Origin of the sequence: Thermus hydrothermalis, assembly GCF_022760925.1 — a bacterium.
GTDB lineage: Bacteria > Deinococcota > Deinococci > Deinococcales > Thermaceae > Thermus > Thermus hydrothermalis.
In genome coordinates this window covers 13,806-34,960 of record NZ_JAKTNT010000002.1, presented here as the reverse complement: position 1 = coordinate 34,960, position 21,155 = coordinate 13,806, and the positions used below count along the sequence as shown (strand labels likewise).

Sequence of the window (21,155 nt, the reverse complement as noted above, 5' to 3'; positions counted from 1 at the left end):
GGTGTGCTCGCTAGAGTGGGGTTATCCGGCACATGGGGGCAAAAGTCCCCCCAGCTTTTGGGAGGCCACCCTATGGAAAAGGTCAACCGCAGGACCACCCTAAAGCTCATGGGCCTGGGGGCCGCCCTGTTGGCGGCGGGGCGGGGTTTTGCCCAGCAAACCCCCACGGCGGACCAACTGGTAAAGGGCAAAGACGCCAGGATCCTCGTGCTCTCCCAAAGGCCCATCGTCCTGGAAACGCCCTTTGCCCTCCTGGCCAGCCAACCCGAGCGCACCCCTAAGGAACTCCTCTACGTCCGCAACAACGTGGACCTGCCGGGCTACAACACCGTGGAGGGGGCGAGCCTCGAGGGCTGGACCCTCGAGGTGGGGGGCCTCGTGGACAAGCCCTTCACCGTGGAGGCCAAGGAGCTCCTTAGCCTCCCCCAGCACGAGGTGACCATGGTCCTCCAGTGCTCGGGCAACGGGCGCTCCCTCTACCAACCCCGCCCCTCGGGCAACCCTTGGGGCCGCGGCGGGGTAGGGAACGTCACCTTCCGGGGGGTAAGGCTTAAGGACCTCCTGGCCGCCAAGGGGGCGAAGCCCACGGAAAAAGCCCTTTTCATCACCGCCCACGCCAGCCGCCAGGGCAACGCCGCCGAGTTCGTGCGGAGCGTCCCCATCCACGCCCTGGAGGAGGCCCTCCTCGCTCTCTCCATGAACGGGGAACCCCTCGCCGCCGTCCACGGGGGCCCGGTGCGCCTGGTCTTCCCCGGCTACTTCGGGGTGAACAACGTGAAGTGGGTCGCCAAGGTGGAGTTCACCGAGGCGGAGAACACCACCGCCGAGCAGATGCCCCGCTACCGGGTGCCCACCATCCCCAACACCCACCTTCCCTTCCTCCCCCAAGAACCCGGAAGCCGCTACCCCTATAGCTTCACCAACTCCCGCCCCAACTGGCTGGTGAACGTGAATAGCTTCATCTTTGCCCCCCTGGAGGGCCAGACGGTGGAAGGGCCCTACGTGCGGGTGGAGGGGGTGGCCTTCAACGACGGCATCGTGCCCATCGTGAGCGTGGAGGTTTCCACCAACGGCGGGCGCACCTGGCACCAGGCCACCCTGGAGCGCACGGGGAGAAGCTACGGCTGGGTGCGCTGGCGGGCCACCCTCTACCTCCGCCCTGGGGAACACGAGGTCATGGCCCGGGCCTGGGACGCCGCCGGGCGCAGCCAGCCCCTGGACGGCAACCTCGCTTGGAACGAGCGGGGCTACGAGTACAACGGGGTGATGCGGGTTAGGTTCACCGTGGCCTAAGGCATTTGCCCCGGGCGCTGCCCGGGGCGTTTTGTGGCCCCGAACCTACCCCACTGGGGTAAGGAGGAGATGCTTGAAGGCGATGCGCACGCTTTGGCTATCCTTTTTAGCCACCGGCCTCGGCCTCCTGGGATACCTGGCCTTGGGCCAACCCACCCTCCCCGAAGGGCCGGGCAAAGACCTGGTCCTCGCCAAGTGCCAGACCTGCCACGACATCGGCCTAGTGGCCCGAGAGCGCCTTTCCCGGGAACGCTGGGACGCTGTCCTGGACGAGATGGCACTCCAGGGCCTAAAGGTTACCCCAGAGGAGCGGGCCGCCATCCTGGACTACCTGGCCACCTACCTGGGCACCACCCCCCCTCCCCCGCCCCCGGCAGCCGCGGCCCCCGCCGCCAAGACGGGCGCCCAGGTCTACGCCAACTGCCAGGGCTGCCACGGGCCGCAAGGGGAGGGCAACCCACCCCTCTTCCCTCCTTTGCGGGGGCACGCGGCCAAGCTCCTGGGGACCGAGGGCGGGCGGAACTACCTCCTCCTAGTGGTGCTCTACGGCCTCCAGGGGGAGATCCAGGTGGAGGGACAGACCTACAACCAGGTGATGCCCGGCTTCGCCTGGCTAACCGACGAGGACCTGGCCCTGGTGCTGAACCACCTCCTCACCTTCGGCGCCCCCCAAGGCTTCCGGCCCTACACCCCCGAAGAGGTGAAGGCGGCGCGGGCCAAGCCCCTAACCCCCGAGGAGGTCCACGCCCTGCGCCAGGGGCTCAGGCTCCCATGACGGGGAAGGTCGTCTCCCTCCACCTCGGGACCACCCCTGGGTTGCCCAAACCCCGGGTAGAAGTCCTAGAGCTCCTCCCAGGCTTTGGGGCCAAGGGGGACCGGCACGCCGGCAAGGACCCTGACCGGGCGGTCCTGGTGGCGGGGCTTGCCGCCTACGAGAAGGCGCAAAGGGCCGGGATAGACCTCCCCTACGGGGCCCTAGGGGAAAACCTCCTCCTGGACCTGGACCCCCACGGCCTCCCCTTGGGGGCCCGGCTATGGGTGGGGGAAGCGCTTTTGGAGTTTTCCCAGGTTTGCACCGTGTGCGCAAGCCTCTCCCAGTTTGACCTGCGCCTGCCCAAGCTCCTTTACGGGGGGCGGGGGCTTTACGCCCGGGTCCTGGAGGGCGGGGTGGTGCGGGTAGGGGACCCCGTGCGGGTCCTCACCCTCACCCGGTGAAGAGCCCCCGGGGGGTTCCCCACGCCTAGACCCCCACCCGTTCCGGCACCTCGTAGGCCCAGTAGGCGGGGCGCTCCCCTTTGGGCTCGTTGAGGACCTCAATCCGGCCCTCGAGGCCCGCCTCCACCACCTTAAGCTCCTTCAGGTAGTCCATGAAGCTCTCGGCGTCGCTGAAGCCCGTGTCCACCCGGTAGCCCTGGGCCTCCTTGAGCACGGTGAAGCCGTCCCCGCCGGCGGCGATGAAGTTGTTGACCACCACCCGGTAGGTGGCCTCGAGGTCCAAGGGCACATAGCCCTTTTCCGTCTTTACCTCCACCCTCACCACCCGGTCCCCCGCGGGCCGGGAGAGGTCAAAGGCGTAGCGCAGGCCCGAAACCTGGAGGAACCGCCCCGCCTGGGCCTCCCACTGGGAAACCCCGTTTTCCAGGGCCGCCTTGATCTCCCTCCCCTTCAGGTCCATCACCACCAGGGTGTTGCCAAAGGGCAGAACCTCGTAGACCTTGCCCACGGTGATGGGGCCCTTGGGGATGGAGGCCCGGATGCCCCCGCCGTTTTGCAGGGCGATCTGCACCCCGGCGTTTTTGGTCTTCCAGACCATGCCGTCGGCGATCAGGTTGCCCAGGTTGCTCTCCCGCCGGCGCACGATGGCCCTCTCCCCCACCAGGTCCACCTTGGCCTCGGCGATGACCTGGCCCATGAGGGCCATGACCGGTTGGGCGTAGGCCAGAAGGGCCTCCTTGGCGAAGAAGTCCTCCGGGGACACCTCGGGGGTCATGAGGAAGGGCTCGCCCTTGTAGGCCACGAGCTCCCCCTTGGCGTCAAAGCTCACCTCCAAAACCCCCACCACTTTCCCCCACTCCCAGGCCTGCACCACCAGGACGTCCTTCCCCTCGGGGTTCTTGACCACCGTGGGGTAGGGCCCGGCGGGGGCAAGCTCCTTGTGGGGGAAGCTTCCCAAAAGGGTGTGGGAGTGGCCGCCCACGATGACCTGCGCCCCCACAAGCCTCCGGGCAAGCTTTAGGTCCTCCCCATAGCCCAGGTGGGAGAGGACAAGGATCTTGTTCACCCCCCGGCTTAGGAGCTCGTAAACCGCCTTCTGGGCGCTCTCATAGGGGTCTAAAAAGGCCACGGTGGGGCCAGGGTTGGCGATCTCCTTGGTGTCCGGGGTGGTGAGGCCCACCACCCCCACCTTCTCCCCACCCACGCTCAGGACAGCGTAGGGAGCCACAAGGCCCTTAAGCCGAGGTTCTTGACTCACGTCCACGTTGGCGGAAACCACCTTGAACCTCGCCCCCTTCAAGAACTCCGCCAAGGGCCCAGGCCCCAGGTCAAACTCGTGGTTCCCCAGGGCCATGACCCGATAGAGCATCCGGTGCATGAAGTAGCGGTCCGCCAAACCCCGGTACTGGTTGAAGTAAAGGGTTCCCTGGAAAACATCCCCCGCGTCCAAAAAGAGAAGGTTCTTGCGGCTCGCCCGCAGGCGGTCAAAGAAGGCCACCCGCTGGGCCACCCCGCCCACGCGCACCCTGTTCCCGGAAAGGGTAAGCTCCATGGGCTCCAGGTGGGCGTGGGTATCGTTGGTGTGGACCAGGGTTAAGGTAAACGCCCCTTGCGCCCGCCCAAGACCCAGGCCCGCAAGCCCCAAAGCCGCGCCCGCCCGCAATACGTCCCGCCGCTTCATCCCCTGCGCCATAGGTACCTCCATCCCCCAGTCTAGCCGAGGACCCTTCAGGGGTTGGTCAACGCGGGCATTCCAAAACGCGCATGACAGGATAAGGGTTGACATTCTGCACATTTATGCCGTACACTTTGCACAATCCGCCGGGATGTATCACCGAAAACCCGGCCTCGGCGGACAAGGAGGAAGGAAAATGGCGTACACCAAGGCGGAAATCCTTAAGACGCTCAAGTCCGAGGGCGTAAAGTTCCTGCGCCTCCAGATCACCGACATCCTGGGCATGGTGAAGAACGTGGAGGTGCCAGAATCCCAGTTTGAGAAGGCCCTGGACGGGGAGATCATGTTTGACGGCTCCTCCATTGAGGGCTTCACCCGCATTGAGGAGTCGGACATGCTCCTGAGGCCCGACTACAACACCTTCGTCATCCTCCCCGACCTGGTGGAAGACCCCGCCCGGGGCAAGGTGGCCCGGCTCATCTGCGACGTGTACTACCCCGATGGCCGCCCCTTTGAAGGGGACCCCCGGTACGTGCTCAAGCGGCAGATTGAAAGGCTAAAGAAGCTGGGGTTTGACAACATGTACGCTGGCCCCGAGCCCGAGTTCTTCCTCTTCCTCCGCACCCCCGAGGGCCTTCCCACCACGGAAACCCACGACAAGGCGGGCTACTTTGACCTCGCCCCCATTGACAAGGGGGAGGAGGCCCGGCGGGACATGGTGAACGCCCTGGTGGCCATGGGCTTTGAGATTGAGGCCTCCCACCACGAGGTGGCCCCTGGCCAGCACGAGATTGACTTCAAGTACGCCGACGCCCTCACCACCGCCGACAACATCGCTACCTTCAAATGGGTGGTGAAGCGGGTGGCCCTCAACCACGGCCTCCACGCCACCTTCCTCCCCAAGCCCATCCGAGGCATCAACGGGAGCGGGATGCACACCCACCTCTCCCTCTTCAAGAACGGGGAGAACGCCTTCTACGACCCCCAGGCGGAGTACCAGCTCTCCAAGACTGCCCTCCACTTCATCGCCGGCCTCCTGGAGCACGCCGAGGGCATGGTGGCCATCACGAACCCCCTGGTGAACTCCTACAAGCGCCTCACCCCTGGGTACGAGGCCCCCACCAACATCGCCTGGTCCGCCTCCAACCGCTCCGCCATGATCCGCATTCCCGCCCGCCGGGGCGTGGGTACCCGGGCGGAGCTTAGGATGCCCGACCCCTCCGCTAACCCCTACCTGGCCCTGGCGGTCATGGCCGCCGCCGCCATGGACGGGATTGAGCGCAAGCTCCTACCGCCCCCGCCCATCCAGCGCAACATCTACCAGATGAGCGTGCGCGAGCGGCGGAAGCACAAGATCCGCGAGCTCCCGGGCACCTTGCGGGAGGCCCTGGAGGCCCTGAAGAAGGACCCCGTCATCCGCGAGGCCCTGGGGGAACACGTGTACACCCACTTCCTCCAGGCCAAGCAGATGGAGTGGGACGACTACCGGGTCACCGTCCACCAGTGGGAGCTGGACCAGTACCTGGCCACCTATTAGGCCAAGGGGCCATCCTAAACCTGGGCTTTACCTTCCCCACCCGGTACCGGGTGGGGGTTCCCTTATACCTGACCCGTTGGTCAGGCATAAACTTTCCCTGGGGGCATTGACAAAGCCCGCTACCCCCCCCGTAGAATAGGGCCGCAACGCGAACGCGTGCCTTTTGAGGAGGTGCATATGAGGAAAATCGGGCTTCTGGTAGCAGGTGTAGCCGCCTTGGGCATGGCCCTGGGCCAGGCCAACGTCATCAAGATCGCCACCCAGTCCCCCCTCTCCGGCCCCCAGGCCGCTTTGGGGGAACAGATCAAGCTGGGGGCGGAGCTTGCCGTGGAGGAAGCCAAGGCCAAGTTCAAGGCCCTGGGCTTTGACCTGGTCCTCGTGCCCTACGATGACCAGGCCAACCCCGACGTGGGCGTGGCCAACGCCAACCGCATCATCAACGACCCCGACATCTTGGGCGTGGTGGGCCACCTGAACTCCGGCGTGGCCATCCCCTCCAGCGAGGTCTACGCCCGGGTGAACCTGGTCATGGTCTCCCCGGCCAACACCAACCCCCGGGTCACGGACCGGCGCCTGCCCAACGTGAACCGCATCTGCGGGCGCGACGACGTGCAAGGGCCGGTGGGGGCGGAGTACGCCTTCAACAACCTCAAGGTGAAGAACGTCTTCATCATCCACGACAAGACCGCCTACGGCCAGGGCCTGGCGGAGGAGTTCAGGAAGCGGCTTGAAGCCCTGGGCGGCAGGACGGTGGCCTTCGTGGGCACCGAGGAGACCTCCAACTTCGTGCCCATCATCAACCAGATCCGCGGCGCCCGTCCGGTGCCCGAACTCATCTACTTCGGCGGCATCTACAGCCAGATCGGTCCTTTCGTGAAGCAGCTCCGGGAACGCGGCCTCAAGACCCGGCTCATGGGCGGTGACGGTCTGGATTCCAGCGAGTTCGTGCGCCTGGCGGGGGCCCAGAACGCCGCCGGCACCTTCTACACCACCGTGGCCGGCCCCGTTTCCGCCTTCCCCAAGGCCAGGGCCGTGGCCCAACGCTTCAAGCAGAAGTACGGCAAGGACATGGAGGGCTTCGGCATCTACGCCTACGACTCCGCCAACGTGATCCTGGCTGCCCTGGAGGCCGCCATCAAGGCCAACGGGGGCAAGAAGCCCACCCGGGAGCAGGTGAGCCAGGAGGTGCGCAAGGTCAAGCTGGAGGGCCTCACCGGCACCATTGAGTTTGACGACAAGGGCGACAACAAGAAGGCCAAGTACTTCGTGATGCAGGTGGCTTCTACGGGCAACTGGGCCGACAACAAGCTGATCCGCGTCATCGAGATGGCGGCCCCGGGCTCCAGGTAAACTAAGGCAACACCCGAAAGGGGGTGGCCTGAGGGCCACCCCCTTGGCCCGGAGAAAGGAGGCGTTTTGCTGGAACAGATCCTGGCCCTACTGCCCCAGGTGATCTTTGACGGCTTGATCCTGGGCTTCGTCTACGCCATGGTGGCCTTGGGCTACACCATGGTATACGGCGTCTTGGAGCTCATCAACTTCGCCCACTCGGAGATCTTCATGATCGGGGCGGTGGTGGGGGTGGAGGTCTTCCGCTACCTCGCTCCCCACGTGGAAAACGGCTTTATTCTCCTCCTCATCGCCCTGATACTAGGGGGCATGGTGGCAGGAGCCACCGCCATCCTGGTGGAGCGCTTCGCCTACCGCCCCTTGCGCAAACGGGGGACCACCAACCGCCTCGTGCCCCTCATCACCGCCATCGGGGTGTCCTTCATCCTCCAGGACCTGGTGCGCCTCATTGAGGGGCTTTGGCACAACGAGTTCTTCCTCAGGATGCGCACGGTAGAGGACCTCGAGGGCAGCGTGGAGCTCTTCGGGGGAGCCATCTTCGCCCAAACCAAGTCCTTCATCCTCATGGGCGTTTCCATCCTGATGCTCCTCGGCCTCACCTACCTGGTGAACCGCACCAAGCTGGGGGTGGCCATCCGCGCCGTGGCCCAGGACCTCTCCACCGCAAGCCTCATGGGGATTGACCCCGACCGCATCATCTCCCGCACCTTCCTCATCGGCGGTTCCTTGGGCGGGGTGGCGGGGGTACTCTTTGCCCTCCAGTACACCACCATCACCCCCTACGTGGGCTTCTTGCCCGGCCTCAAGGCCTTCACCGCCGCCGTCCTCGGCGGTATTGGCAACATTCCCGGGGCCATGCTGGGGGGGCTTGTCTTGGGGCAGCTGGAAAACTTCTTCGGCACCTACCTCCCCATCCTGACCAACGGCAACTTCGGCACGGAGTACAAGGACGTGGTGGCCTTCCTCATCCTCATCCTCATCCTGCTCCTGAGGCCGCAAGGGCTTCTTGGGCAGGTGGTTAAGGAGAAGGTATGAGCGCCGTAGCGCTTCTCCTCACCCTGGCCTTCCTGGGCCTCGCCTACCTCGCCCCTGGGGCCCTCACCAACCTCTTTGGCCTAGTGGCCCTGGGCGCCACCGCTTTTCTCAGGCTTCCCCCCCAAACGCGCACCCTAAACCTGGCCCTCCTCACCCTGGCCTTCACCTTGGGCCTGGTGCGCTCCGGAAACACGCTAGGCCTCATCGGCCTCGTGGGCATTCTGGTGGCCCTCACCACCCTACCCCGGATTCCCACCTGGATCCGAGGGCTTTTGGGCCTGGCCATCCTTCTCCTCTCCGTGCCCATGGCCGGCTTCGCCAACACCTTTATCTTTGAGCTGGGCATCCAGATCGGCATCTACGCCGCCATGGCCCTGGGGCTCAACGTGGTGGTGGGGATGGCGGGGCTTTTGGACCTGGGCTACGCCGCCTTCTTCGCCGTGGGGGCCTACACCTGGGCCATCTTCGGCTCCGAGCAGGCGAAAAACTTCCTGGCGGGGAACTTCCCCTTGCCCGGGGAGTACATGTACCTCTTCATGCTCATCGCCGTGGCCACCACCGCCCTAACGGGGCTCCTCATCGGCCTCCCCGCCCTAAGGCTTCGGGGGGACTACCTGGCCATCGTCACCCTGGGCCTGGGGGAGGTGGTGCGCATCCTGGCCAACAACCTGGACCACCCCATCAACTTCACCAACGGCCCCCAGGGCATCACCCCCATCCAGCGCCCCCCCATTGACTGGTTCCGGCAACTCATGGGCACCTTGGGGGTGAGGCTGGACCAGACCACGGACTACCAGCTCTTCTTTTACCTCCTGGTCCTCCTCATGATCGGGCTCGTGGTCCTGGTCAACCTCAACCTGGCCAACTCCCGCTTCGGCCGGGCCTGGGTGGCCATCCGCGAGGACGAGATCGCCGCCCGTTCCATGGGCATCCCCCTCCTGCCCACCAAGCTCCTCGCCTTCATGACCGGGGCCGCCTTCTCCGGGGTCATGGGGGTCATCTTCGCCGCCCAGCGCACCTTCGTTTCCCCGGAATCCTTTACCCTCCTGGCCTCCATCACCATCCTGGGCATGGTGATCCTGGGGGGCATGGGCTCCATCCCTGGGGCCATCCTGGGGGCAGCGGCCCTCACCATCCTCAACCTGGACATCCTCAAGACCTTCAGCGAGTTCGTGCGCACTAGCCTGCCCCAGATCCCAAGCCAAGTGGACCCCGCCAAGTACGAACGGCTGGTCTTCGGCCTTATCCTGGTCCTGATGATGATCTTCCGCCCCGAGGGTCTCATCCCCGAGAAACGCCACAAGGCGGAGATGGAGGAGGCATGAAGGCGCTAGAGGTGCACCACGCCACCAAGCGCTTTGGCGGCCTGGTGGCGGTGAACGACGTGAGCCTTAGCGTGAACCAAGGGGAGATCTTCTCCGTGATCGGCCCCAACGGGGCGGGAAAGACCACCTTCTTCAACCTCCTCACCGGCATCTACGCCCCCGACGAGGGGAAGATCCTCCTCTTCGGCAAGGACGTGACCGGGCTCTCCCCAGACCGCATCGCCAAGGAGGGTGTGGGGCGCACCTTCCAAAACATCCGCCTCTTCGGGGCCATGACCGTTTTGGAGAACATCCTGGTGGGGATGCACGTGCACATCCACGTCCCCTACTTCCACGCCGTCTTCCGCACCCCCCTGGCCCGGCGGGAGGAGAAGCGGGCGGAGGAGGAGGCCAAGCGGCTTCTAGCGTACGTGGGCCTCCTCCACCGCAAGGACGAGCTGGCCAAAAACCTCCCCTATGGCGAGCAAAGGAAGCTGGAGATCGCCCGGGCCCTGGCCCTGAAGCCCAGGCTCCTCCTCCTGGACGAGCCCGCCGCCGGCATGAACCCCAAGGAAACGGAAGAGCTCCAGGCTTTCATCCAGAAACTGCGGGAGGAACTGGGCATCACCATCGTCCTCATTGAGCACGATATGCGCCTCGTGATGCGCATCTCGGACCGCATCGCCGTCTTGGAGTACGGTTCCAAGATCGCCGAGGGGACGCCGGAGGAGGTGCGGCAGAACCCCCGGGTCATTGAGGCCTACCTGGGCAAGGGGGCGGCGGGAGGTGCGGCATGAGCCTTCTGGAACTTAAGGGGGTCCACACCTACTACGGCCACATCCACGCCCTAAAGGGGGTTTCCCTAAGGGTGGAGGAGGGGGAGATCGTGACCCTCATCGGCTCCAACGGGGCGGGCAAGAGCACCACCCTAAGGACCATCAGCGGCCTCGTGCGGCCCAGGCAAGGGGAGGTCCTCTTTCAGGGAAAGCCCATCCACCGCCTCCCCGCCCACCAGATCGTGGCCCTGGGGATAGGGCACGTACCCGAGGGGCGGAGGATCTTTCCTAGGCTCACCGTGGAGGAGAACCTGGAAATCGGGGCCTTTTTGGAAAAGGACCGCAAGGTGGTCCAGGAGCGCAAGGAGCAGGTCTTCGCCCTTTTCCCTAGGCTTTACGAGCGGAGGCACCAAAAGGGGGGAACGCTCTCAGGGGGCGAGCAGCAGATGCTGGCCATTGGGCGGGCCCTGATGCAAAACCCCCGGATCCTCCTCATGGACGAGCCCTCCATGGGCCTGGCCCCGGTGCTGGTGGACTTCATCTTTGAAACCATCCAGAAGCTGAACCAAGAGGGGAAGACCATCCTCTTGGTGGAGCAAAACGCCCGGCTCGCCCTGCAGATCGCCCACCGGGGCTATGTCCTGGCCACGGGGGAGATAACCCTTTCGGGGCCCGCTAAAGCGCTTGCGGAAAACCCCGAAGTGCAAAAGGCCTACCTGGGTGAGGGCTAGGAGGCCATACCCGGGCTTGCGCCCCCAAAAGGGGGCGCTTATACTTTGCTTGAAGCTTGCGGTTCGCACAGGAAGGGAGGATCTATGAGAAAGGCACTGGTGGTTTTCGGCCTAATCGCCCTCAACGCCTGGGCCCAGCGCCTCATCGTGGCCCAGGGCACCGATCCCATCACCCTAGATGCGCCCTTGGCCCAGGACTCCCCCTCGGCCACGGTGGTGACCCACATCAGCGAAACCCTCTTTGAACTCACCCCAGAGGGGCGGATCGTGCCCCACTTAGCGGAGGGTTACAACTTCGCCGACGGCGGCAAGACCCTCACCATCCGGCTTCGTCGGGGCATCGTCTTCCACGACGGCACCCCCTTCAACGCCGAAGCGGTGAAGTTCAACCTGGAGCGCTTCGTATCCCGAGAGTTGGCGAGCCCCTTTGCCTTCCTCCTTTCCGAGCTGGACCGGGTGGAGGTGGTGGACCCCTACACGGTGCGCCTCCGCCTCAAAAACCCCTTCGCCCCTATTCTCGCCCATCTCACCCATAGCTCCACCGCCATCCAAAGCCCCACGGCCATCCAACGCCTAGGGGCCCAGTACCGGGACAACCCCGTAGGCACCGGCCCCTACCGTTTCCAGGCGTGGCAAAAGGGGCAGTACGTAGACCTGGTGCGCAACGAGAACTACTGGGGGGAGAAACCCCCTATTCCCCAGGTGCGCTTTATACCAGTACCCGAAGGGACGACCCGTGTGGCCCTCGTGGAAACGGGCCAGGCCCACGTGGCGGTGCGGATTCCTCCCCAAGACATCCCGCGGCTCCAAACCAATCCCGCGGTGGAAGTGGTGCGCACGCCTAGCCTCCGCACCATCTACATCTACTTCAACACGCAGCGGGCTCCCTTTAACGATGTGCGCGTGCGCCAGGCCCTGAACCACGCGGTGAACAAGGAGGAGATCCTTCAGTTCGTCCTAGGGGGCATCGGCCGCATCTCCGACGCTCCCATCGCCCCGGGAATCTTTGGCTATGCCCCCGTGGGGCGGTACGAGTACAACCCGCAAAGGGCCCAAGAACTCTTGCGCCAGGCTGGGGTGAGCACACCCCTTAGGATCACCCTCCACTGCCCCACGGGCCGCTACTTCCAGGACATCCAGGTGTGCGAGGCCATCCAGGGCCAGCTCCGCCGGGTAGGTGTGGAGGCCACCATCCAGACCCTGGAGTGGGGTGCCTACCTCCAGGAAACCCAGCGGCCCTTACGGGAAAACCGCATCCAGATGGCCATGCTAGGCTGGGGCACGGTGACGGGGGATGCGGACTACGGCCTCTATCCCCTCTTCCACTCCAGCCAGTGGGCCCCAGGCTTTAACCGCGCCTTCTACAAGAACGCTGAGGTGGACAAGCTCCTGGCCCAGGCCCGGATCTCCACCCTGCCCCAGGGCCGGCAGCAGCTCTACCGCGAGGCCATGAACCGTATCTGGCGGGATGCGCCATGGCTCTTCCTCCACTCGGAGGTTCAGGTTACCGCCATCCGCAAGGAGGTTCAGGGCTTCATCGTCCATCCCACGGAGCGGTACCTGGCCTACAAGGCCCGGTTCCGCTAGTCCGTCTTTAGGCCCATGGCCCCGTGGGACAAGCCCACGGGGCCAATCCTGGAAGAAACATGCTTTCCTACACCCTTCGCCGTCTCCTCGTGGCCATCCCCACCCTCTTTGGCGTGGTCCTCCTGGTCTTCCTCATGGTGCGCCTAGCCCCGGGAGACCCGGCCGTGCTCCTAGCCGGGGAGTTCGCTACGCCCGAGACCCTCGAGGCCATCCGAACCCGGTACGGCCTGGACCGCCCTTTGGTGGAACAGTTCGCCCTCTACCTCGGCGCCCTACTTCGGGGAGACCTTGGTGAATCGGCCCGAAGCCGCCGCCCGGTGCTGGAAGAGCTCAAGACCTACTTTCCCAACACGGTGGAGCTCGCCAGCGCCGCCATCCTGGTGGCCCTCCTCACCGGCATCCCTTTAGGCATCCTCGCCGCCCTACGCCCCGGAAGCGGCCTGGACCTCCTCGTCATGGTTCTCGCCCTCCTGGGCGTCTCCATGCCGGTCTTCTGGTTCGGTCTCCTCGCCATCCTCATCTTCAGCGTGGAGCTGGGTTGGTTCCCCGTGGCGGGGAAGGGCACCCTAGCCCACCTGGTCCTGCCCGCCGTCACCCTAGGAGTAAACGCTACTGCCCTCCTCGCCCGCATGACACGGGGGACCCTCCTCGAGGTCCTCTCCCAGGACTACATCCGCACCGCCCGGGCCAAGGGCCTTGCGGAACGGGTGGTGATCTTCAAGCACGCCCTGAGAAATGCCCTCATCCCCGTGGTCACCGTGGCGGGCCTGGAGTTTGGCTCTCTCCTTGCAGGCGCGGTCATCACCGAAACCATCTTCGCCTGGCCGGGGCTTGGGCAACTCCTCGTGGGCTCCATCCTGGCCCGGGACTACCCTGTGGTCCAGGGGGCCGTGCTCCTAGTGGCGGTAACCTTCATCCTGGTCAACCTCTTGGTGGACCTGGCCTACGCTTGGATTGACCCACGGGTGCGCTATGACTAGGCCTTGGCGCCGCTTCCTGAAAAACCGGCTGGCACAAGCGGGCATGCTCCTGCTCGCCCTCTACCTGTTGGCAGGGCTCTTCGCCCCCTTCCTCGCCCCCTACTCCCCTTACGCCCAGGACCTCCGGAGCACCTACATTCCCCCCCTGGCGGGGCTAAGCCTCCGCGGGCCCCAAGGGGAGTTAGGCCTTTACGTAAGCCCCGTCTTCCGCCATCCCCTGGAGGGGGTGCAGATCAGGTGGGAGGAACGGTACCCCGTTCGCTTCCTGGTCCGGGGCGAAGAATGGCACTGGCTTGGCCTTAAGGGCAACCTCCACCTCTTCGGGGTAGACGGCCCCGCCCGGCTCTACCTCCTGGGCACGGACGAACAGGGACGCGACCTCCTCTCCCGCCTCCTCTACGGCATCCCCATCTCCCTCACCATCGGGCTCGTGGCCGTGGGGATCGGTCTCTTCCTCGGCGCCCCCATAGGGGCGCTTTCCGCCTACTTTGGGGGAAGGCTTGACCTTCTGGTGCAGCGGGGAGTGGACGTGATGCTCGCCTTTCCCGGCATCCTCCTTGCCATCGTCCTGGTGGCCATCCTCGGGCCTGGCCTTACCAACGCCATGATCGCCGTGGGCATCGCCGCTGTCCCTATTTACGCCCGGCTCGTGCGGGGCGTGGTCCTCTCCCTAAAGGCCCTAGACTACGTGGAAGCGGCCCGGGCCCTGGGCGCTTCCCACACCCGCATCCTCCTCAGACATCTCATGCCCAATGCCCTCGGGCCCATCCTGATCCAGAGCAGCCTGCAAATGGCCATCGCCATCCTATTCGCCGCAGGATTGGGCTTTTTGGGCCTCGGAGCCCGTCCTCCCGAGCCCGAGTGGGGGCTCATGCTGGCCAGGGGAAGGGAGTACCTGGCCGTGGCGCCCCACGTGGCCACTTTCCCCGGCCTCGCCATCATGGGACTGGTCCTGGCCTTCAACCTCCTGGGCGATGGCCTAAGGGACGCCCTGGACCCCAGGAGCCGGTAAAGAAAGCCTTAAAGGCGCGGAATTTCCTCCCGGGTATCATGGGGGCATGAGGAAAAGCCTCTTCCTCCTCGTCCTGCCCCTCCTCGCCGCCTGCGAGGTGCTTCAAGGCTCGGGCTACCGGGTGGCCGAGGCCCAGCTCCTTTTCCCCGAAGCCACGGAGCGCTGGACCTACTTCTACGGGGAGCCCCGGGAGGTGCGCCTCTCGGAAAAGACCTTGCGCCTGGAAAAAGCCAGCCGGGAAAGCCTCTGGGCGGTGCCGGGGGCGCTTTGGGTGGACGGCAACCCCCTCCTGCGGGAGGTGGGCCCGGCCCTGAGGCCGCCTGCGGAAGCCGTGCGGGGTATAGAGGGAAGCCTTGTGGAGGTGCGGGCCCAAACCGCCCTCCGGGCCACCTGGCTCTACGACGGGGTGGGCTGGGTACGCCTCACGGGAAGCCTGAAGGAAGGAGAAAGGCGAAGCCTGGTCCAGCCCGCAACCTACCTCACCCCTAACCTGTACGCCTTCACGGGGGCGGAAACCCAGGTCCTCCTACGGGAGGTGCTTGCCCGCAGGGGCGGGCGGCAAGTGGTGCTCTTTGAGCTTCAAGAGCCCGTCCTTAGGCCCCTCAGCCTGGACCCGCCCCCCGACAGCTACCGGGTGGGGGCGCTTTTGGTCCAGTACGGGCTTAGGCTGGAGGCGGTGAGCCCTCCTGCCCCCCTTTACCGCATCCTGAACCGGGGCACCCAGGCCGCCTACCAGGAAACGGAGGCCAAGGCCTTCCTCGCCAACGACCCCGCCCGCTTCGCCGAGGTCTGGAACCTGGTGGTGGCCAACCGCATCCCCCGTCCCCCCGCCCCCAGCGTGGACTTCCGCACCCGGAGCGTGGCCGCCTTCTTCTGGGGCCTGAAGCCCACGGGGGGGTATGGCCTCGAGGTGGCCGGGGTCACCTACGCCGGGGATGCCGCCCGGGTGGTCCTAAACCTCATCGCCCCGAAGCCGGGAACCATCGTCACCCAGGCCCTCACCAGCCCTTACGTCCTCCTAGAGCTCCAGCGGGTGCGCCGGGTGGTCTTTGCCGACCCCTCGGGCTGGGTCTTGGCGGAGGCTAGGGAGTAAGCCGCCGCCTAAGGGCCCCCACCAGGTACAAGGAGCCCGTGCAGAGGAGGGGCAGGCCGTCCCCCTTGGCCGCCTCCACCCCGTGCCAAAGCGCCTCCCAAGGGTCCTCAAAGAAGGGCGCCCCCAGCTCCGGCCCCAAGGCCCCCTCCCCCGCCCGGGCGTAGCGCACGGTGCGCGCCTTGGGGAGGAGGTGGGCCAGCATCCCCCCCACGTCCTTGCGGGGGAAGGCGCCGAAGAGGAGGTGGTAGGCGGAAAACTCCCTGGCCAAGGCCTCCGCCGCTGGGGGGTTGTGGGCCCCGTCCAGGTAGACCTCCACCCCCTCCAGGAGGAACCGCTCTAGCCGCCCCGGGTTCCTGGCCTCCCTTAGCCCCCGGGCGATGGCCTCCTCGGGGAAGCCGAGAAGCCTTAGCGCGGCGGCGGCAAGCCGGGCGTTAGCCTCCTGGAAGGCCCCCCTTAGGGCGGGGGGTGCGGGGAGGGCGAAGAGGGGGTCCTGGGGGTCCAGGGCGTAAAGGGGTGCCCCCTTGGCCCTCGCCACCTCCCGGACCACCGCTAGGCCTACCCCCTGGGCCCCCGTGACCACGGGCACCCCTTCCCGGAAGGCCCCCGCCTTCTCCCGGGCCACCGCCTCGAGGCTCCCCCCCAAAGCCTCCAGGTGGTCCTCCCCCACCTGGGTGAGCACGGTGAGGGCCACCCGGGGGAGGGCGTTGGTGGCGTCCTTCTCCCCCCCTACCCCCGCCTCCACCGCCGCCAGGACCACCCCCCTTTCCCGGAAATGGTGGAAGGCCAGGGCGGTGGCCAGGTCAAAAAAGCCCGGGGGCTCGGGCCAAACCTCCGCCCTGGCCCAGGCCACGAAGCGCACCACCTCCGCCTCGGGGATGAGGCCCAGGTGGGTGCGGATCCTCTCCCGGAAGTCCCACAGGTGGGGGCTGGTGTAGGCCCCAAAGGCCAGGCCCTGGGCGCGGAAGGCGGCCTCGAGGTAGGCCACCACGCTCCCCTTGCCGTTGGTGCCGAGGACGTGCACCGCCTGGAAGGCCCCTTCCGGGTGGCCCAGGCGCTCCAAGAGGACCTTGACCCGCCCCAGGCCCCGCTCCCCTTGCCGCCTTCTCCCGTAAAGCCAGGCCAGGGCTTCCCCGTAGTCCATCACCCTTGAGCGTACTGCAGGCGGTAAAGGGTGGCGTAGTAGCCCCCGCGGGCGAGGAGGTCCTCGTGGGTCCCCTCCTCCACAAGCCGCCCTTTCCGGAAAACGAGGATGCGGTCCACCCGGCGGATGGTGGAGAGCCGGTGGGCGATGATGATGGAGGTCCTCCCCTCCATGGCCTTATAGAGAGCCTCCTGCAGGCGCCTTTCCGTTTCCGAGTCCACGTTGGCCGTGGCCTCGTCCAGGATGAGGAGGATGTCGGGGCTAGCCAAGAGGGCCCGCACCAGGGCCAAAAGCTGCTTCTCCCCCGTGGAAAGCCCCGCCCCCCTTTCCCCCACGTGGGTGTGGTAGCCCTTGGGCAGGCGCAGGATGGCCTCGTGCACCCCCAAGAACTTCGCCACCTCCACCACCTTTTCCTCCGGGACCTCCTCCTGGAAGAGCCTGAGGTTGTCCAAGATGGTGCCGGAGAAGAGAAAAGGGTCTTGGAGGACGATGCCGATGTGGCGCCTTAGCTCCTCCTGGCGGTAATGGCGCACGTCCTCGCCGTCTATGAGGACCTGGCCCCTTTGCGGGTCGTAGAAGCGGGCGATGAGGCTCACCACGCTGGTCTTCCCCGCCCCCGTGGCCCCCACCAAGGCCACCTTCTCCCCGGGGCGGATGTGGAAGGAAACCCCCTTTAGGACCCAGTCCTTCTCCGTGGGCTCCACGCCCTGGGGCGTGTAGGCGAACCAGACATCCCGGAAGGCCACCTCGCCCCGGAAGCGATGGATGAGCCTCGGGTTTTCCGGGTCCTTGAGCTCCTCCTCCGTGTCCAAAACCCCAAAGATGCGCTCGGCGCTGGCCATGGCCCCCTGGAAGAGGTTGAACTTGTCCGAAAGGTCCTGGAGGGGCTGGAAAAGCTGCCGGGTGTAGTCCACGAAGGCCACCAGAAGGCCCAAGGAGGCCACGCCCCGCACCACCTCTCCCCCGCCCACGTAGAGGAGGCTCGCCACCGCCAAATCCCCCAGGAACCCCACCACGGGGAAGAAGAGGGCGAACCAGCGCACGATCTCCACCCAGGCCTGGAGGAGGTGGCGCGCCAAGCGGTCAAACTTCTCCTCCCGCTCCTTCTCCTTCACAAAAAGCTGGATGGTCTCCACCCCCGAGAGGTTCTCCTGCAAGGCAGCGTTTACCCGGGCGAGGCGCAGGCGCATCTCCCGGTAGGCGAGGCGCATGCCGTTCCTCACCCAAACCGTCACCCCAAGGAGGACGGGCACCACTAGGAGGACCACCAGGGTGAGCTTGGGGCTCAAGAAGAGCATGAAGCCGAGAAGGCCCAAGAGGGTGAAGAGGTCGGCGATCACCCCCACGAGCCCCCCGGTGATGAACTGGTTGATGGCGTCCACGTCGGAGGTGATGCGGGTCATGAGCCGCCCCACGGGGTTCTTGTCGTAAAAGCCTGGGTGGAGGCGCATGAGCTTGGCGAAGAGGGCGCTCCTGAGGTCAAAGAGAACCCTCTGCCCCACCCACTGGATGAGGTAGGTCTGCCCGTAGGTGGCGGCGAAGTTCACCCCCCGCACCAGCAAAAAGCCCAGGCTCACCCAAAGGAGGAGGGCGAAGCGCTCGGAAAGGGGCTTGGCCTCCTGGGGAAGGAGGGCGCCATCTATGGCCCACTTGAAGAAGAGGGGGGTGAGGGCGGCGGTGAGGGTGGTGAGGAGGAGAAAGAGGAGGGCCAATGCCACCTGAAGGCGGTAGGGACGGACGTAGGCCAGGATGCGGGCGAAGAGAACCCGGTCAAAGGCCTTGGTGTAGGCGTCCTCCTGGGTCATTCCTCCACCTCCTTCTCCATGTGCTGGATGCGGTCCAGCTCGGCGTAGAGCCCGCCGGCCTCGAGGAGGCTTTCATGGGTCCCCTCCTCCACAATCCTCCCCTCGTCCAGGACAATGATCCAGTCCGCATGGCGCAGGGTGGCGGTGCGGTGGGAGATGAGGAAGGTGGTCTGCCGGCCCAGCACGGATTTCAGGCCCTCCAAGATCCTCGCCTCCGTCTCCGTGTCCACGGCGCTTAAGGCATCGTCCAGGATGAGGATTTTGGGCCTTTTGGCCAGGGCCCGGGCCAGGGCCACCCGCTGCCTTTGCCCCCCGGAAAGCGTCACCCCCCGCTCCCCCAACACGGTCTCGTAGCCTTTGGGGAAGGAAAGGATCTCCTCGTGGATGCCGGCAAGCTTCGCCGCCCACTCCACCCGCTCCCGGTCCGGGTGGTCCAGGCCGAAGGCGATGTTTTCCAGGAGGGTTTCGCTGAAGAGGAAAGGCTCCTGGGGCGCCACCCCCACCGCCCTCCTAAGGGCAGCCAAGGGGATTTGCCGGACCTCGTACCCCCCCACGTACACCTTCCCCTCCGTGGGGTCCAAAAGCCTCGGCACCAAGGCGGCCATGAGGCTCTTCCCCGCCCCCGTGCGGCCGGTGATGCCCAGGGTCATCCCCTCGGGCACGGTGAGGGTGAGGTCCTTTAGGAGCCAGCGCTCCCCAAGCCGCAGGTCCACCCCCACGAAGCGCACCTCCCCCGTGAGGTCCTCCGCCTTCAGGGGCAAGGGGTCTAGGTCCCGGATGGCGGGCTCCTGGTCCAAAAGCTCCAGAAGCCTTTTCAGGCTGGTAAGGCCCCGCTGGTACATGGCGAGGACCCAGCCAAGCCCCAGGATGGGCCAGGTGAGCTGGGCCAGGTAGGCGTTGAACTGAACCAGCTCCCCCACGGAAAGCTCCCCTTGCACCACCATCCGCCCCCCCACCCAGAGCACCACGAGGAAGGCGAAGCCCATGAGGAAGCCCAAAAGGGCCTGCATGGGGCCTTCCACCCGGGCCAGGGCCAGGCTCTTTTGCATGTAGATGCGGTTCAGGTCCTGGAAGCGGGCGAGCATCCGCCCCTCCAGGGCGTAGCCTTTCACCACCCGGATGCCGCTAAAGGCCTCCTGGCTCAGGGTGCTGATGGCGTCAAAAGCCTCCTGGGCCTCGCGGTAGCGGCGGTCCACCAGGCGGAGCAGGTAGAACATGATGAGGGCGATGGCGGGCAGGATCAGGGTGAGGTAGAAGGCGAGGCGCACGTCCACGGCGTACATGGAGGCGAAGGCCAAAAGGACCAAAAAGGAAAGCCGGCTTCCCATCATGATGCCGGGCCCCACCATCTCCCGCACGGCGGAGAGGTCGGTGTTCAAGCGGTTCATGAGGTCCCCTACCCGGGTCTTCTGGTAGAAGGAACGGTCCAGGCGGAGGAGGTGGTGGAAGAGGTCTTTCCTCAGGTCATACTCCACCCGGCGGCTCGCCACCACCGCCAGGCGGCGCATGAAGTAGGAGAGGAGGGCGGTGAAGGCCCCTGAGGCCAAGAGCAGGAGGGCGTAGCGCCCATAGGGACCGCCGTGGCCCAAGGCGTCCACCGCCAGGCGCAAGAAGTAGGGCCCAAGGACGAAGAAGAAGATGGAAAGAAGCCCGGCGAGGACCCCCAGGATATACCGGAACCGGTAGGGGTAAAGGTACGGCCCAAGGCGGTGCAAGGGGGAAACTGACCGACCGGTCATGCCCTTGAGTCTACCGCAAAAGCCCCGCTCCTTTGTGCGGTGGGGCCCCTATAGAGCCGCCATCTCCGCCTTGAGGGCCTTTAGGCTTTCCGTCCAGTCCTCCCCCAGGGTGAGGAGGCGGTGGGGCTTGGCGAGCCTCCGGGCCGCCCGCCTGAGGAGGCCCGGGATGGGGGGACAGGCGTAGGAAACCACCAGGAGAAGGCCCTTCACCCGACCCAGGCGGTGGAGGTAGTGGACCATGCCCAAAAGCTCCTTGTCCGTGGGCAGGTCCATGGGAAGGAGCTTATCGCCCTCTTCCCGAAGCTTTTCCGGGGGCAGGTCGGGGAAGAAGGGAAGGAGGTCCACCTTGCGCAGGGCCGCCTCCACCGTCTCCCGGAAGGCCTCGTCCTCCAGGAGGTAGGGCTGGGCCACCACCCCCACGCTCCCCGGGGGGGACTTGAGGGGAGGAGGAGGCTTGAGGAGGCTTTTGACCCGGTCCAGGGCCCGGCCCACCAGCATGGGGTTTTGCGTGAGGATCTGCCCCACCTCCCCCGCCCGCCCCAAGACCCTTCCCGAAAGCTCCGCCGGCACCTTGAGCACCGGGGGAAGCCCGGGAAAGTAGCGGAGGAGGGTGGCCTCGAGGTCCAGAAGCCAGGGACACTGCCCCCCGCCCTTCTCCGACTCCACCCCACCCTGGAGGTCGGGGAGGAGGAGGTAGTCCACCCCCTGGGCCTTCAGGGCCTCCACCTGGGCGAGAAGCCCCTGGACCGGGAGGCAGTAGGGCTGGCGGAGGTCGGGCGCCACCTCGGCCCGCACCACCTCCACCCCCAGCGCCTCCAAGTACGCCTCCCAGAAGCCCAGGTACCGCCGGGAGAGGAAGCCTTTGAGGACGCCCACGCGCAT

The 21,155-nt window shown here is 66.0% G+C and carries 18 protein-coding genes; 13 read left to right on the top strand and 5 right to left on the bottom strand.

The window, feature by feature from the left end:
• Positions 1-72 precede the first annotated feature (72 nt).
• From L0C60_RS01390 to L0C60_RS01380, 3 genes are all read left to right on the top strand, one after another.
• Positions 73-1,293, top strand: a complete 1,221-nt coding sequence (locus L0C60_RS01390; protein WP_234504225.1) for a sulfite oxidase — start codon at positions 73-75, stop codon at positions 1,291-1,293.
• 82 nt (positions 1,294-1,375) lie between these two features.
• Positions 1,376-2,068, top strand: a complete 693-nt coding sequence (locus L0C60_RS01385) for a c-type cytochrome (protein WP_243092425.1) — start codon at positions 1,376-1,378, stop codon at positions 2,066-2,068.
• Entirely contained in the window at positions 2,065-2,508 is a 444-nt protein-coding gene (locus L0C60_RS01380) for an MOSC domain-containing protein (protein WP_234504223.1), read from the top strand. Before L0C60_RS01385 ends, L0C60_RS01380 begins: the two co-directional genes overlap by 4 nt.
• Before the next feature lie 25 nt (positions 2,509-2,533).
• Here L0C60_RS01380 and L0C60_RS01375 read toward each other — a convergent pair whose 3' ends face one another.
• Positions 2,534-4,189: a bifunctional metallophosphatase/5'-nucleotidase gene (locus L0C60_RS01375; RefSeq protein ID WP_234505137.1), complete on the bottom strand. Its 1,656-nt coding sequence runs from the start codon at positions 4,187-4,189 to the stop codon at positions 2,534-2,536.
• A gap of 190 nt (positions 4,190-4,379) precedes the next feature.
• Here L0C60_RS01375 and glnA point away from each other — a divergent pair, with 190 nt between their 5' ends.
• The 10 genes from glnA to L0C60_RS01325 all read left to right on the top strand — a co-directional run bounded on the left by glnA (position 4,380) and on the right by L0C60_RS01325 (position 15,588).
• Entirely contained in the window at positions 4,380-5,720 is a 1,341-nt protein-coding gene (glnA, locus tag L0C60_RS01370; protein WP_234504220.1) for a type I glutamate--ammonia ligase, read from the top strand.
• A gap of 177 nt (positions 5,721-5,897) precedes the next feature.
• Positions 5,898-7,070 (top strand): branched-chain amino acid ABC transporter substrate-binding protein, encoded by a 1,173-nt coding sequence (locus L0C60_RS01365; protein WP_234504218.1) that lies wholly within the window; start codon positions 5,898-5,900, stop codon positions 7,068-7,070.
• 66 nt (positions 7,071-7,136) lie between these two features.
• Positions 7,137-8,105, top strand: a complete 969-nt coding sequence (locus tag L0C60_RS01360; RefSeq protein ID WP_234504216.1) for a branched-chain amino acid ABC transporter permease — start codon at positions 7,137-7,139, stop codon at positions 8,103-8,105.
• Complete coding sequence (locus L0C60_RS01355; protein ID WP_234504214.1) at positions 8,102-9,430, top strand: branched-chain amino acid ABC transporter permease; 1,329 nt, start codon at positions 8,102-8,104, stop codon at positions 9,428-9,430. The genes L0C60_RS01360 and L0C60_RS01355 overlap by 4 nt, the downstream gene beginning before the upstream one ends.
• Positions 9,427-10,206: an ABC transporter ATP-binding protein gene (locus tag L0C60_RS01350; RefSeq protein WP_234504212.1), complete on the top strand. Its 780-nt coding sequence runs from the start codon at positions 9,427-9,429 to the stop codon at positions 10,204-10,206. Before L0C60_RS01355 ends, L0C60_RS01350 begins: the two co-directional genes overlap by 4 nt.
• Positions 10,203-10,916: an ABC transporter ATP-binding protein gene (locus tag L0C60_RS01345; protein WP_234504211.1), complete on the top strand. Its 714-nt coding sequence runs from the start codon at positions 10,203-10,205 to the stop codon at positions 10,914-10,916. Before L0C60_RS01350 ends, L0C60_RS01345 begins: the two co-directional genes overlap by 4 nt.
• Before the next feature lie 84 nt (positions 10,917-11,000).
• Positions 11,001-12,503: a glutathione ABC transporter substrate-binding protein gene (locus L0C60_RS01340; protein ID WP_234504209.1), complete on the top strand. Its 1,503-nt coding sequence runs from the start codon at positions 11,001-11,003 to the stop codon at positions 12,501-12,503.
• Positions 12,504-12,562: 59 nt separating this feature from the next.
• Positions 12,563-13,483 carry a nickel ABC transporter permease gene (gene nikB / locus L0C60_RS01335; protein WP_234504207.1) on the top strand — a complete coding sequence of 307 codons (921 nt, stop codon included), beginning with the start codon at positions 12,563-12,565 and terminating at the stop codon, positions 13,481-13,483.
• The gene (locus tag L0C60_RS01330; protein WP_234504205.1) at positions 13,476-14,495 is read left to right on the top strand and encodes an ABC transporter permease; all 1,020 of its coding nucleotides are present in this window, start codon (positions 13,476-13,478) and stop codon (positions 14,493-14,495) included. Before nikB ends, L0C60_RS01330 begins: the two co-directional genes overlap by 8 nt.
• Before the next feature lie 46 nt (positions 14,496-14,541).
• Positions 14,542-15,588: a protease complex subunit PrcB family protein gene (locus L0C60_RS01325; protein ID WP_243092424.1), complete on the top strand. Its 1,047-nt coding sequence runs from the start codon at positions 14,542-14,544 to the stop codon at positions 15,586-15,588.
• On the opposite strand, the gene L0C60_RS01320 is transcribed toward L0C60_RS01325, so the two are convergent.
• Genes L0C60_RS01320 through L0C60_RS01305 form a run of 4 tightly spaced genes read right to left on the bottom strand, consistent with a single transcriptional unit; the run spans position 15,578 to position 21,155 of the window.
• Complete coding sequence (locus L0C60_RS01320; protein ID WP_234504200.1) at positions 15,578-16,729, bottom strand: bifunctional folylpolyglutamate synthase/dihydrofolate synthase; 1,152 nt, start codon at positions 16,727-16,729, stop codon at positions 15,578-15,580. The two genes, L0C60_RS01325 and L0C60_RS01320, sit on opposite strands and share 11 nt — an antisense overlap.
• Positions 16,729-18,534, bottom strand: coding sequence for an ABC transporter ATP-binding protein (locus tag L0C60_RS01315; RefSeq protein ID WP_234504198.1), 1,806 nt, complete (start codon positions 18,532-18,534; stop codon positions 16,729-16,731). The genes L0C60_RS01320 and L0C60_RS01315 overlap by 1 nt, the downstream gene beginning before the upstream one ends.
• A complete protein-coding gene (locus L0C60_RS01310; RefSeq protein WP_243092423.1) occupies positions 18,531-20,273 on the bottom strand; it encodes an ABC transporter ATP-binding protein in 1,743 nt (580 codons plus the stop codon). The genes L0C60_RS01315 and L0C60_RS01310 overlap by 4 nt, the downstream gene beginning before the upstream one ends.
• A gap of 48 nt (positions 20,274-20,321) precedes the next feature.
• The gene (locus L0C60_RS01305) at positions 20,322-21,155 is read right to left on the bottom strand and encodes a hypothetical protein (protein WP_243092422.1); all 834 of its coding nucleotides are present in this window, start codon (positions 21,153-21,155) and stop codon (positions 20,322-20,324) included.

Excerpts from the sequence above, each read along its gene's own strand:
- nikB (WP_234504207.1), top strand. The coding sequence starts at position 12,563 with ATGCTTTCCTACACCCTTCGCCGTCTCCTCGTGGCCATCCCCACCCTC.
- L0C60_RS01390 (WP_234504225.1), top strand. The coding sequence starts at position 73 with ATGGAAAAGGTCAACCGCAGGACCACCCTAAAGCTCATGGGCCTGGGG.
- glnA (WP_234504220.1), top strand. The coding sequence starts at position 4,380 with ATGGCGTACACCAAGGCGGAAATCCTTAAGACGCTCAAGTCCGAGGGC.
- L0C60_RS01330 (WP_234504205.1), top strand. The coding sequence starts at position 13,476 with ATGACTAGGCCTTGGCGCCGCTTCCTGAAAAACCGGCTGGCACAAGCG.
- L0C60_RS01325 (WP_243092424.1), top strand. The coding sequence starts at position 14,542 with ATGAGGAAAAGCCTCTTCCTCCTCGTCCTGCCCCTCCTCGCCGCCTGC.
- L0C60_RS01310 (WP_243092423.1), bottom strand. The coding sequence starts at position 20,273 with ATGACCGGTCGGTCAGTTTCCCCCTTGCACCGCCTTGGGCCGTACCTT.
- L0C60_RS01340 (WP_234504209.1), top strand. The coding sequence starts at position 11,001 with ATGAGAAAGGCACTGGTGGTTTTCGGCCTAATCGCCCTCAACGCCTGG.
- L0C60_RS01380 (WP_234504223.1), top strand. The coding sequence starts at position 2,065 with ATGACGGGGAAGGTCGTCTCCCTCCACCTCGGGACCACCCCTGGGTTG.
- L0C60_RS01350 (WP_234504212.1), top strand. The coding sequence starts at position 9,427 with ATGAAGGCGCTAGAGGTGCACCACGCCACCAAGCGCTTTGGCGGCCTG.
- L0C60_RS01365 (WP_234504218.1), top strand. The coding sequence starts at position 5,898 with ATGAGGAAAATCGGGCTTCTGGTAGCAGGTGTAGCCGCCTTGGGCATG.
- L0C60_RS01305 (WP_243092422.1), bottom strand. The coding sequence starts at position 21,155 with ATGCGCGTGGGCGTCCTCAAAGGCTTCCTCTCCCGGCGGTACCTGGGC.
- L0C60_RS01315 (WP_234504198.1), bottom strand. The coding sequence starts at position 18,534 with ATGACCCAGGAGGACGCCTACACCAAGGCCTTTGACCGGGTTCTCTTC.
- L0C60_RS01345 (WP_234504211.1), top strand. The coding sequence starts at position 10,203 with ATGAGCCTTCTGGAACTTAAGGGGGTCCACACCTACTACGGCCACATC.
- L0C60_RS01355 (WP_234504214.1), top strand. The coding sequence starts at position 8,102 with ATGAGCGCCGTAGCGCTTCTCCTCACCCTGGCCTTCCTGGGCCTCGCC.
- L0C60_RS01375 (WP_234505137.1), bottom strand. The coding sequence starts at position 4,189 with ATGAAGCGGCGGGACGTATTGCGGGCGGGCGCGGCTTTGGGGCTTGCG.
- L0C60_RS01320 (WP_234504200.1), bottom strand. The coding sequence starts at position 16,729 with ATGGACTACGGGGAAGCCCTGGCCTGGCTTTACGGGAGAAGGCGGCAA.
- L0C60_RS01385 (WP_243092425.1), top strand. The coding sequence starts at position 1,376 with ATGCGCACGCTTTGGCTATCCTTTTTAGCCACCGGCCTCGGCCTCCTG.